This window comes from Chryseobacterium sp. 2P (assembly GCF_059579425.1).
In genome coordinates this window covers 4,000,065-4,012,475 of record NZ_CM184194.1, presented here as the reverse complement: position 1 = coordinate 4,012,475, position 12,411 = coordinate 4,000,065, and the positions used below count along the sequence as shown (strand labels likewise).

General features: G+C 35.3%; 15 protein-coding genes. 13 read left to right on the top strand and 2 right to left on the bottom strand.

Features of this window, described 5'->3' with window-relative positions; genetic code table 11:
- The first annotated feature begins 12 nt into the window (after positions 1–12).
- From AC52CF_RS18265 to AC52CF_RS18205, 13 genes are all read left to right on the top strand, one after another.
- Positions 13–1,143, top strand: coding sequence for a 3-hydroxyacyl-CoA dehydrogenase NAD-binding domain-containing protein (locus tag AC52CF_RS18265; RefSeq protein WP_214588445.1), 1,131 nt, complete (start codon positions 13–15; stop codon positions 1,141–1,143).
- A 1-nt stretch (position 1,144) separates the two neighbouring features.
- On the top strand, positions 1,145–1,609 hold the full coding sequence (locus tag AC52CF_RS18260; RefSeq protein WP_214588446.1) for a hypothetical protein: 465 nt from the start codon (positions 1,145–1,147) through the stop codon (positions 1,607–1,609).
- Between the two features lie 11 nt (positions 1,610–1,620).
- Complete coding sequence (locus AC52CF_RS18255; protein WP_214588447.1) at positions 1,621–1,848, top strand: hypothetical protein; 228 nt, start codon at positions 1,621–1,623, stop codon at positions 1,846–1,848.
- A gap of 11 nt (positions 1,849–1,859) precedes the next feature.
- A complete protein-coding gene (locus tag AC52CF_RS18250; protein ID WP_290343649.1) occupies positions 1,860–2,174 on the top strand; it encodes a hypothetical protein in 315 nt (104 codons plus the stop codon).
- Between the two features lies 1 nt (position 2,175).
- Positions 2,176–2,589, top strand: a complete 414-nt coding sequence (locus AC52CF_RS18245) for a PaaI family thioesterase (RefSeq protein ID WP_214588449.1) — start codon at positions 2,176–2,178, stop codon at positions 2,587–2,589.
- Between the two features lie 97 nt (positions 2,590–2,686).
- Positions 2,687–3,892, top strand: a complete 1,206-nt coding sequence (pcaF, locus tag AC52CF_RS18240) for a 3-oxoadipyl-CoA thiolase (RefSeq protein WP_214588450.1) — start codon at positions 2,687–2,689, stop codon at positions 3,890–3,892.
- A 232-nt stretch (positions 3,893–4,124) separates the two neighbouring features.
- Positions 4,125–4,718, top strand: coding sequence for an acyltransferase (locus AC52CF_RS18235; protein WP_214588451.1), 594 nt, complete (start codon positions 4,125–4,127; stop codon positions 4,716–4,718).
- An 80-nt stretch (positions 4,719–4,798) separates the two neighbouring features.
- Positions 4,799–5,377, top strand: coding sequence for a transposase (locus AC52CF_RS18230; RefSeq protein WP_214588452.1), 579 nt, complete (start codon positions 4,799–4,801; stop codon positions 5,375–5,377).
- A gap of 74 nt (positions 5,378–5,451) precedes the next feature.
- Positions 5,452–6,282 (top strand): alpha/beta hydrolase, encoded by an 831-nt coding sequence (locus AC52CF_RS18225; protein WP_214588453.1) that lies wholly within the window; start codon positions 5,452–5,454, stop codon positions 6,280–6,282.
- A 65-nt stretch (positions 6,283–6,347) separates the two neighbouring features.
- Positions 6,348–8,843 carry a phenylacetic acid degradation bifunctional protein PaaZ gene (gene paaZ, locus AC52CF_RS18220; protein WP_214588454.1) on the top strand — a complete coding sequence of 832 codons (2,496 nt, stop codon included), beginning with the start codon at positions 6,348–6,350 and terminating at the stop codon, positions 8,841–8,843.
- 160 nt (positions 8,844–9,003) lie between these two features.
- Entirely contained in the window at positions 9,004–9,165 is a 162-nt protein-coding gene (locus AC52CF_RS18215) for a bacteriocin-like protein (protein ID WP_214588455.1), read from the top strand.
- A 183-nt stretch (positions 9,166–9,348) separates the two neighbouring features.
- Positions 9,349–10,083 carry a DUF4241 domain-containing protein gene (locus AC52CF_RS18210; protein WP_214588456.1) on the top strand — a complete coding sequence of 245 codons (735 nt, stop codon included), beginning with the start codon at positions 9,349–9,351 and terminating at the stop codon, positions 10,081–10,083.
- Between the two features lie 36 nt (positions 10,084–10,119).
- Positions 10,120–10,806, top strand: a complete 687-nt coding sequence (locus AC52CF_RS18205; protein WP_214588457.1) for an SMUG2 DNA glycosylase family protein — start codon at positions 10,120–10,122, stop codon at positions 10,804–10,806.
- A 194-nt stretch (positions 10,807–11,000) separates the two neighbouring features.
- Here the strand turns inward: AC52CF_RS18205 and AC52CF_RS18200 are convergent, their stop codons facing one another.
- A complete protein-coding gene (locus tag AC52CF_RS18200; protein WP_496517535.1) occupies positions 11,001–11,828 on the bottom strand; it encodes a T9SS type A sorting domain-containing protein in 828 nt (275 codons plus the stop codon).
- Positions 11,829–11,852: 24 nt separating this feature from the next.
- Complete coding sequence (locus AC52CF_RS18195; protein ID WP_214588459.1) at positions 11,853–12,398, bottom strand: phage tail protein; 546 nt, start codon at positions 12,396–12,398, stop codon at positions 11,853–11,855.
- Positions 12,399–12,411: the final 13 nt, after the last annotated feature.

Here is a 12,411-nt window from a genome sequence, read left to right as displayed (position 1 = left end):
CAAATTAAAAATATGAATGTAGGAATTATCGGTGCCGGAACCATGGGAATCGGCATTGCACAGGTAGCCGCAACGAATGGATGCAAAGTCTGGATTTATGACGCTAATGCAAAACAAGTAGAAACGGCAACCGTAGGTTTGGAAAAAACATTGACTAAACTGGTCGACAAACAGAAAATTTCGGCGGAGAAAATGACTGAAATTTTAGCCAATATTTCCATTGCCACCGAATTAAAAGACTTCAAAGATTGTGAACTGATCATTGAAGCCATCATCGAAAATAAAGAAATAAAAACCAAAGTTTTCACAGAATTAGAGAAATACGTTTCAGAAAGCTGTGTTATTGGTTCCAATACTTCTTCCATTTCCATCACTTCTCTTGGTGCGGAATTACAGAAACCGGAGCGTTTCATCGGAATTCACTTCTTCAATCCGGCTCCGCTGATGCCTTTAGTGGAGGTTATTCCATCCTTGTTAACCGAAAAATCTTTAGCGGAAAAAATCTACAGTCTCATGAAAGATTGGGGTAAAACTCCTGTTGTTGCCAAAGATATCCCCGGATTTATCGTCAACAGAATTGCCCGTCCTTACTATGGTGAAGGGTTGAGAATTGTTGAGGAAAGCATCGCAACAGTAGAACAGGTTGATGATGCCATGAAAACTTTAGGTAACTTTAAAATGGGACCTTTTGAGTTAATGGATTTAATTGGAGTTGATGTGAATTTCTCGGTAACTAAAACTGTGTACAACGAATATTTCTACGATCCGAAATACAAACCGTCTCTTCTTCAGCAAAGAATGTCGGAAGCTAAACTTCACGGCAGAAAAATAGGAAAAGGATTTTACGATTATTCGGAAGGAGCTGTTAAAGCAGAACCTGTGAAAGATGAGGCGCTTTATCAGCAAATATTCATGAGAATTATTTCTATGCTGATTAATGAAGCCGTAGAAGCAAAAAGGTTAGGCGTAGCAAATGACGAAGATCTGGAACTCGCAATGCAGAAAGGCGTAAATTATCCCAAAGGTTTATTGGCATGGGGAAAAGAAATAGGATATTCTAAAATCTCCGAAACTTTGCAGGATCTTTACGAAGAATATCAGGAAGAGAGATACAGACAAAGTCCGTTGCTGAGAAAATTATAGGATGAAGTTTTTTCCGGAAAAATCTGAAGAATTAAAATCTTCAAAAATAATTGAAGAAGTATTATTAAATATCAAAAATAATACTGAGATCAGTTCTTTGACAATGAGAAGGTCTGATAAATATTTCAAGGGAAATATAGATAAGAATTATTTCAAAATAATCAGTTCAGAAAAGCCCTTAGGAATTTTCTGTGTTTATGAAGGAAGATTCGTTCGGAAAGAAAGTGAGACAATAATAAGGTTGGATACAAAATTTCATAATACATTTAAAATATTGATTTATATATGGAGTTTGCTTCCCTTTTTTCTGATTATTATAAATTTTTTAGAACTTGGAGTAAAGGCTTTTTCCCTATTTATACCACTTCTGATGATATTTGGATTTTTATATTTTATAATTAATTTTCTTTTTAAAAAATCTTATGAAAATGGGATTAAAGATTTGAAAAGAATAATCAATCAATAAAATTGATTTTTATGAGTAGGTCAAAAAGAAAAACTCCGATTATCGGAATAACAACTGCTGAATCAGAAAAGGAAAATAAACTAGAAGCCAATAGAAAGCTCAGAAGATTGAATAGAATGAAAATTCATAAGGGAGATTTTGAATTTTTTCAGCTAAGAGAAATATCAGATGTCTGGTGTTTTGATAAAGATGGTAAACAATATTTAAAACATCCCGACAGAAAAGATTTGATGAAATAATATTATTTAGGATGGATATAGAATCATTCAGAGCTGAACTTGAAACAAGGCTTACCATTGAAAAAGAATATATAAATCAGGAGCTTTCCTCGATTGAAGATTATCAGGAAAAACTTGAATTATTAGGCAAATTCAATGAAAAATATAAAGAACTGATTAAAAGATTAGCAAATGAATTTGGAATTGATTTAAATGAACATTTTCAAACAGAAGATCCTTCAAATTCCGAAAATCTTTCGTCCCATCAGATTATTCTTGGAAAGACCATGTCGGTTTACGACAAGTTGGCTGATGAATTATTTGAAAAAATAACTAGCAAAAATTAAAATGAATCCGAGACAGGTTGCAAAATATATGTTTGATCAGGATTATTTTTCCCAATGGATGAATATTAAACTGATTGAAGTCAGAGAAAATTATTGTTTAATAGAAATGCCCATTAAAAAAGAAATGATTAATGGGCTGAAAACGGTTCACGGAGGCGTTACATTTGCTTTTGCAGATTCTGCACTGGCTTTTTCGTCCAACAATTCCGGTGATGCTGCTGTTGCATTAAACTGCATCATCAATTTTACCAAAGCCGGAAAAGAAGGGGATACTTTCAGAGCAGAAAGTATTTTGGTCAATGAAACCAGAAAAACCGCTGTTTACGATATTAAAATTACCAATCAAAACGAAGAATTGATTGCAAAATTTGTCGGAACAGTGTATAAAATCGGAAAAAAAGTAATAGAATTATAAAATTTGGAAATTTGAGAATGAAGCAATTTGAAAATTATTTTTTAATGCTTTTTTCATTTTCAAATTATCAAATTAACACATTTTCAAATTAAATAAAATGAACAACGTATACATCATAGATTACATAAGAACTCCCATTTCAAAATTAAGCGGAGGACTTTCTGAAGTAAGAGCCGACGATTTAGCTGCCATTGTTATTAAAGAAATTGTAGCAAGAAACCCTGAAGTTCCTGTTGAGGAAATTGAAGACGTTATTTTCGGGTGTGCCAATCAGGCAGGAGAAGATAATAGAAACGTTGCCAGAATGGGGCTTTTATTGGCAGGACTTCCGTATAAAATCGGAGGAGAAACGGTGAATAGATTGTGTGCTTCAGGAATGTCTGCGGTGGCAAATGCTTTCCGTTCAATTGCTGCAGGGGAAGGTGAAATTTATATTGCAGGTGGAGTAGAGCATATGACACGTTCTCCTTATGTAATGTCAAAACCAAGTACAGCTTTCGGAAGAGACAGCCAGATGTTTGACACCACTTTCGGATGGAGATTCATCAACCCGAAAATGAAAGAAATGTACGGCGTTGACGGAATGGGCGAAACTGCTGAAAATTTAGCGGATATCCACAACATCAGCCGTGAAGATCAGGATAAATTTGCCCTTTGGTCTCAGCAGAAAGCCACTAAAGCTCAGGAAAGTGGAAGACTGGCAGAAGAAATTGTAAAAGTTGAAATTCCACAGAAAAAAGGCGAACCTAAAATATTTGATACCGACGAATTTATCAAACCGACTTCTTCAATGGAAGGACTAGGAAAACTTCGTCCGGCTTTCAGAAAAGAAGGAACGGTAACCGCAGGAAATGCATCCGGAATGAATGACGGAGCAGCATCTTTAATTTTAGCAAGCGAAGAAGCTGTAAAAAAATATGGATTGAAGCCAAAAGCAAAAATCTTAGGATCATCTGTTGCGGGCGTTGAACCGAGAATTATGGGAATCGGACCTGTAGAAGCCACTCAAAAACTATTAAAAAGACTGAATCTTTCATTAGACGACATGGACATCATTGAATTAAATGAAGCTTTTGCTGCTCAGGCTTTAGCCGTAACAAGAAGCTTGGGTTTAAAAGATGATGATTCAAGAGTAAATCCAAATGGAGGTGCTATTGCAATCGGTCATCCACTTGGAGTTTCCGGAGCCAGAATCGTTGGTTCTGCGGCAATGGAACTTCAAAAGCAGGATAAGAAATATGCATTGTGTACACTTTGTATTGGCGTAGGACAAGGGTATGCGATGGTTATTGAACGAGTTTAATTTGAAAATGTACAAATTTGAGAATTCGAAAATGCTTAAAACCGTCATCAACTTTTCTAGTTAGCTAATTTAAATTAACGTTTAGCCTTTGCTGAGTGAAATCGACGATTCGACGGAGTCAAAAGCCTTTGCGAACGAAAAATATGCATAAAAATTTTCAAAAAAACTTTGTGGATCTTGCGTTAAAAATAATTTTCAAATTAACTAATTCTCAAATTTTCAAATTAAAATTATGAATATCTACTCATATCACGGAATTCGACCGATAATAAAATCTTCCGCGTATGTTCACCCGCAAGCGGTGATCATCGGAAATGTAGAAATCGGCGAAGAAGTTTATGTTGGTCCCAATGCGGTGATTCGTGGCGACTGGGGAAAAATTATAGTGAAAGACGGTGCCAATGTTCAGGAAAACTGTACCCTACACGTTTTTCCGGGAATTGAAACTATACTTGAAGAGTCTGCACATATCGGTCATGGAGCGATTATTCACTCCGGACATATTGGAAAAAATTGTCTGGTCGGAATGAATTCTGTCGTCATGGACAAAGCGTTTATCGGAGATGAATGTATCATCGGTGCTTTAGCTTTTGTTCCGGCAAACTTCAGATGTGATGCAAGAAAATTAATTGTCGGAAGTCCCGCAAAAATCATCCGCGATGTTTCCGATGAAATGATTAAATGGAAAACAGAAGGAACAAAACTGTATCAGGAATTGGCAAGAGAAGGAAAAGATGCTATTTTGCCTTGTGAACCTTTCACAGAATATGTTCAGCAGATCCCTACAAAAGTGGTGGATTACAGTATTTGGGATGATGTGAAATAATTATCGTCCCTTACTAAACCTCATAGGTTTTTAAAACCTATGAGGTTTGAATATAAAAACACACAAATGAAGAAAAATAAATGTCAAACACAGAAAATTTTGAATGTGAATATGTATACCATATCTACACTCATGCCAATGGAAAAGATTTAATTTTTAGAGAAGAAGAAAATTATAAATATTTTTTAGATAAGCTTGCAAAGTATATTGTTCCGATAGCTGAAATATATGTATACTGTCTAATGCCAAATCACTTTCATTTATTAGTAAGATTTAAAAAACTGGGTGATATTTTAAATGAAGATGAACATAAATACTTAATGAAGCAGTTTAGCAATCTGTTGAATGCTTACGCAAAAGCTTATAATAAAAGATATAACCGAAAAGGTTCTCTGTTTCTGGATTATCTGAAGAGAAAAAGAATAAACGATGAAAAATATTTTATGAAATTACTTCATTATATTCATAATAATCCTGTCAATCATGGATTTGTTGAAGATATTGGTAAGTGGAAATATTCATCGTATCATTCTTATATTAATTTGGCTAAAGAAAGTAAAATTGAAAGAGCTGAAATGATGCAATATTTTGAAACAGTAAATGATTTTATAGAATATCATAAATCAAATATAGAATATGATTTTCTATCAATTGAATAAATTATAGTAAAACTCAAACCTCATAGGTTTCTAAAACCTATGAGGTTTTAAAAAAGCAATTAACAAAGAAAAGTATGATCAAAAAACTTCTCATTTTCTGCAGTATTCTGTTTGCTTTTCAGTCTCTTGTTTTCGCCCAGACTGAAAATGTAAAACCACTGACTATTGGAGAAATCAGAACAATAAAATCTAAAATTTTAAACGAAGAAAGAACTTTGAATATCTATCTTCCACAAAAATTTGACAAAACAAAATCTTACCCAATCATTTATCTTTTGGATGGGAGTATGAATGAAGATTTTATTCATGTGACAGGCTTGGTTCAGTTCTTTAATCAAATGTATTCTATGCCGGAAACCATTGTGGTTGGAATTGCAAACATTGACAGAAAGAAAGATTTCACTTTTCATACAGATTTGAAAGATTTACAGAAAGATTACCCTACAACGGGACATTCAGATAAGTTTATTAATTTTTTAGATAAAGAATTGAAGCCTTATATTGAAAGTCATTTTAAAACAACAGATAATTATCTTTTCGGACAATCGCTTGGCGGACTTTTAGCAACTGAAATTTTATTGAAAAAACCTGAATTGTTCAATAATTACTTTATCATCAGTCCGAGTTTGTGGTGGGATGATGAAAGTCTTCTAAAACAGGCTCCTCAATTATTATCCAAAATTAAGGATATTAAAAAATTTATTTACATTTCCGTTGGAAAAGGGGAACATCCTGTAATGGTAAAAGATGCAGAAGATTTATTTGATGTTTTAAAAAAATCTAACAAGAAAAACTGGACAATAGAATATAAAATGATGGAAACAGACAATCATGCAACAATCCTACACAGAAGTTTGTATGAAGGTTTATTGAAATTGTTTCCGTATCAGGAACCGAAAAATTAAAAATGTAACAATATAAAAATGTGTCAGTGTAACAAAGATTGATACATTGTTAAATTAAAAACTATATGGAAAAGTTAAAAAACTATATCTACGGCGAATGGATCGAAGGAAACGGAAATGGAATTCCTTTATATAATGCTGTTAATGGAGAACAGGTTGCCATTTCCGACACGGAAGGTCTGAATTTTGAGCAGGCTTTGGATTACGGAAGAACAGTAGGGTATAAAAACCTTTCATCCATGACGTTCTACGATCGTGGAGAAATGTTGAAAAAAGTAGCACTTTATCTCCTTGAAAGAAAGAAAAAATATTACGAACTATCGTATAAAACAGGAGCTACTCACGTTGATTCCTGGGTAGATATTGAAGGAGGTTTTGGTACATTCTTCACGTATTCAGGATTGGCAAAAAGAATGCTTCCGAATACACCGTTTTGGGTAGATGGAGATACTCAGAAAATTTCGGCAAACGGAACTTTTTTGGGAACCCACATATTAACGCCGAGTGAAGGAGTTTCAGTACAAATTAATGCTTACAACTTTCCGGTTTGGGGAATGCTGGAAAAATTATCCACATCATTGTTAGCAGGTGTTCCTTCGATCGTAAAACCTTCTCCTTTCGGTTCTTATTTAACGAACGCTGTTTTTCAGGATATGATTGAAAGCGGAATTCTTCCTGAAGGGGCGGTTCAATTAGTATGCGGTGAACCGGGAAATATTCTGGATTATGTGCAGGATGGAGATTCTGTTTTGTTCACAGGCTCTGCCAATACAGGAAGAAAATTAAAATCTTTACCATCTGTTGCAGGAAATGCCGTTCGTTTCAATATGGAAGCAGATTCTCTGAACTGTTCAATTCTTGGATTGGATGCAAAACCGGGAACTCCGGAGTTTGATTTATTCATCAAAGAAGTACGTAACGAAATGACGACGAAAGCCGGACAAAAATGTACAGCAATCCGTAGAATTATTGTTCCCGAAAACTTAATTGGTGACGTTCAGAATGCTTTATCTAAAGCTTTAGATCAGACAAAAATCGGAAATCCGTTGAGTAGAGAAACCAGAATGGGATCTTTGGTTGGAAAACAACAGTATGATGAGGTTTTAAGAAAAGTTGATTTGCTTAAAGCTGAAACCGAGTTAATTTACGACGGAAAGCACGAATTGGTAGATGCCGATTACGAAAACGGAGCTTTCATGAGTCCGAAATTGTTCTTAAATGATAAACCATTTGAAAAAAATATCTCTCACGATGTCGAAGCTTTCGGTCCGGTTTCTACATTAATGCCTTACAAAGATGCTGAAGAAGCGGCGGCGTTGGCAAAAAGAGGAAAAGGAAGTTTGGTAGGTTCTATTGTTTCCCATGATAATAATTTCGTTGCCGAAACATCCTGGAAAATGGCTTCGCAGCACGGAAGAATTTTTGTACTGAACAGAGACAGTGCGAAAGAAAGCACAGGTCACGGTTCTCCGCTTCCGACTTTGATGCATGGCGGTCCCGGAAGAGCAGGAGGCGGTGAAGAAATGGGCGGATTAAACGGTCTTCATTTCTTCCTTCAGAAAACGGCAATTCAGGGTTCTCCGGATGTCTTAACTGCCATTACTAAAATTTATCAGCAGGGTGCTGAGAAAAAATATTCGGATAAACATCCTTTCCAGAAATATTTTGAAGAAGTTGAAGTGGGAGATTCTCTGGAAACGGCAGGAAGAACGGTTACCGATGCAGATATCGTAAATTTCTCTAATGTTTCATGGGATCATTTCTACGCACACACGGATGCTACAAGTTTAACAGGAACTATTTTCGATAAAACGGTTGCTCACGGCTATTTTATCCTTTCCGCAGCGGCAGGATTGTTTGTTTCAGGGAAAAAAGGGCCGGTTATCGCAAATTACGGACTGGAAAACTGTTCATTCTTTAAACCTGTTTATGCAGGAGATACGATTACGGTGTATTTAACGGCGAAAGAAAAAATCAACAGAGGGGTAAAAGGAAGAAATATTCCTTCCGGAGTTGTAAAATGGTTAGTTGAAGTCGTAAATCAGAGAGATGAGATCGTTTGTGTGGCAACTATTTTAACATTAGTGGCAAAACAGTCTCCTTTTATCGATTTAAACTTAAAAAATATTCAGAAAATACTGAATGGATTAACAGAATCTACTCAGCCAAGCTGGGGTAAAATGTCTCCTCAGCAAATGATTGAACATCTGGAGCACGGGGTTTTGGTAAGTCTTGGCGAACCGGAAGCTGATAAATGCTTCACTCCTGAAGAACAGTTGGAAAAATGGCAGGATTCTCTGTATAACCACAGAAAAATGCCGAAAGATTTCCCTGCGCCGTTTTTAGCGGATGATGAAAAACTATTAGAGTTAAGACATAAAAATTTTGAAGCAGCAAAACAGTCTTTCATTGATAATTTAAAAAGATTTGTGATTTATTACAAAGAAAATCCACAGGCAGAACACATGAATTTCGTATTCGGAAAACTGAATAAGGAAATGTGGGAACTGATGCATAAGAAACATTTTACGCATCATTTTGAGCAGTTTGGATTGATTTAAATTCAGAAGATTATAAAAAGCAGCATTCTTTAATGAATTGCTGCTTTTTAATTATATAACTATTTGATTAAATTGTTTTTAAATAATTTTATTGCTAACTTTAGAATGCGAAATCCGAAAAGCATATAGAGTAGGAAATAACCATTAAAACTAAATTATTATGAAAAATTTGAAAAAATTGTCAAGACCACAGTTAAGATCTATAGAAGGTTCTGGTCCTAATTGGTCTTGTACGCCCACTTCTTGTCCTAAAGGAAGCTGCTGCATTCCCGGAATCTGGCCGACTACTCCAAGAGCATGTGTTATATGTGCAGATTCTTAATGATACAAAATCAATATTTCATGTATCATTTTGATGAGTCTGATTCAGTTAAATAATTCAATACTCCCTTTCAGTCTATATTGAAAGGGATTTTTATAATCTTATGTTAAAAACTTAATGATATTTGATACGCTTGTTTTTATTCCTTATTTTCAGGCTTAATTATATCATAAAACAAAAGAAATGAACGAAAACTGGCTACGGAAATATGAAGAAGTAAAAGATGTTCTCATATGTCCGACGGATTTGGAAACCTATTTTACGTCTGATGAAATTGCAGGGCAGCCATTGGAAACGATGGAAATCGGAAATGTTTCTCTTCCTTCCGGTAAGATAGTGGTGAGAGATCCGCTTGTTGATCTGAACGGAAATCAATCGCCCTATTTTATTCAGGCTCCGAAAGGTGATTTTCCTGTAACCATTGCTGTGGTAAAATCAGAAGACTGGGGTGATAGATATGCTGTTGTTAAAGTAGAATTTACGAAAGAAAAACCAATTGTTTACAGGGAAGCCTTGGTTGGAATTGAAGAATTGGAAGGCGTTACTGAAGATGATTATTTCGGTTTTGGTGTGGATGCAGGTTTAGGCTGTATTACGGATAAAGAAGTGCTTCCTTTTGTGGATAAATTTGTGGATGAAACTAATGTCGACAATTTTTACGATGATTATTTCGCTGCACTTTTCGAGCAAAGCTATAAATACCATCCGGAAAATCAAAGAGATGCCGGAGACTGGATCAACTGGAAAGTTCCGAATACCAATTATCATATTCCTATGTTTGCAAGTGGTTTTGGAGACGGTACTTATCCGGTATATTTTGCTTATGATAATAATGACAGTATTTGCGGATTATACATCCAGTTTATTGATATTGAATTAGCCTTAAGCGAAGATGGAGACGAAGATGATGTAGATTAAAAAGATCAGCCATATAATTTTTTTTAAAAACCAAATATGACGAAAAATTTTGCTGAGGAAGTAGTAGAATTTAACCGAAACTTAAAATATTCCGGAATACTTCCCGAAGATTTTCAGGTGCTTAATCCTTATTTAGACAATCCTGAAACCATGATTGTCATGGAAAAGTTTTATCAGAAATATTACAATGATTCCAACAAAAGAAAATTTCTGATAGGAATTAACCCCAGTCGTCACGGAGCAGGCGTTACAGGAGTTCCATTTACCGATACCAAACGTCTGGAAATCGTTTGCGGAATTAAGATGAAATCTGCTTATACTCATGAAATTTCTTCGGTTTTTATGTATGATATGATTGAGCAGTATGGCGGAGCAGAAGAATTTTATAAGGATTTTTATATAAACTCACCGTTTCCTTTAGCGATCGTCAGAAAATCGAAAGGCAGCTGGATCAATGCTAATTATTATGACGATAAAGAGCTTTTCAGGGACGTAAAAGAATTTATGATTGATTCCTTAAGAAAACATATATCTCTAAATCTCGACACTTCGGAAGTCTTTGTTTTAGGTAAGAAGAATGCAGATTTCATTTTAAAATTAAATCGGGAAGCTAATTTATTTGGTAAGATGACGGTTTTGGAACATCCCAGATATATACAGCAGTACAAATCCAAAGACAAACAATTATACATTGACAAGTATATTCTTGCTCTAAAAAAATAAAACTCTTTGAATTTCTCAAAGAGTTTTCGGGACGATGATATTATTCAATATCGCCGGAACGAGGGAAAATATGATAATCCCCCGATTGCTCAGGGGACATCATCACAATATTATGCTTTAAAATCTTTCAAGGTACAATTAGATGCTTTTATTGAATCTCATGGTTATTAGTTTCACTTTAATAATAGCCTGTATTACTTTTTAATAATTTTGTAAGATTCTTTAGAAGACTTTACGGTGTAAACACCTTTTGGCAGTTCTGAAATGTCTGTTTCATTTACTCCTTTTTGAGTTTCAATTGTTTTTACCAGTTGCCCTGCCTGACTGTACACCTCAAACTTAGTATTTTCATTAGTTTTGATCGTTAGCGGACCGTTAGTCGGGTTAGGGTAAAATCCTGAATCTTTTTTCGAAGCTTTTACGTCATTGGCAGACAATACAATTCCTGTATCTTTTACCCATGTGAAAGAATCCAGCCCTATATATTGATAACCTCCTCCCGCAGTAATCTGCAGCTGGTCGATTATAATATTGCTGTAGTTCTGTCCGTTCAGGTTGGTCATATCAATTAAAGTATATCCGTTTGTAACAGCAATAGAATTAACAAAACCTGTAGTTTTTGTCTGAGTAAATTTTGTAACTCCGGATAATTTACCTGTAATAGTTAATGTCCCCGTTACAGACTGTGAAGTATTTGCTGCTCCTAAATAAACCCAGAATCTGTTTACTTTAAATAGGTTGGATGTTGTTTTGATACTAAAAGACGTCCCGGAAGATTGGTTACCTGCTCCGGAGTTGTCGATATAGTTATTGTCAATTGCGGTACCGCTCCATCCTGTACCGGGATAAGAAGCCTGAATGTCATATGTGTTAACATGCGACAGAATATTGAAAATTACTCCGTTATCAGTAAAACTTGCGCTTCCGTTGGATTCCGTCTCAAACTGTTCTGTACTGGTCTGTCCGAAAGAAAAGACTGAAATAAAAAGAACAGATAAGGTAAAAAGTATAGTACTTTTCATGATTTTAAATTTTTAGGTTATTAATTATTGTCTTGATGGATATATACCATTTACGCAGATAATATAATTAAGACCAAGGTAAGGTGGCATATTGTTAACAGGCAGGTTCTGACCTGCAAAGGTTACTGAAGCTGAATTGATAGGCGTATCCGGTGCTGCATTTATAAAGCTCGGAACAGCCGTGAAATCTCTTCCTGCCTGAGTTCCTGATACAGCAATTGATGCCGATGATGATGGCGTTGAAGTTGTTGCGTTAGATTTTGAAACTCTTAGCTGGCTTACTATTGATGGAAGATTTGAGCTTAGCAGAGTGTTGGTAACAGTACCTGAAGCTTCTCCTAATACAACACTTTTACCTGTGTTTGAAGTTCCTGCGCCAACTGGCATACGCCCGTTGAGGTTAGGCAAAGCGAATGTTGTTTTTCCATCTCCGCCATAAACTGATCCCAAGATAGAGAAAAGTGCCTGATTTTGGCTGATATTTAGTATTGCACCGTTGCATAGCATATATCCTCTTGGTGCAAAATTTCCTGCAAAAAGCTTGATGGTTCCAATTAATTCTTCGTCCATGATTATTGTATTT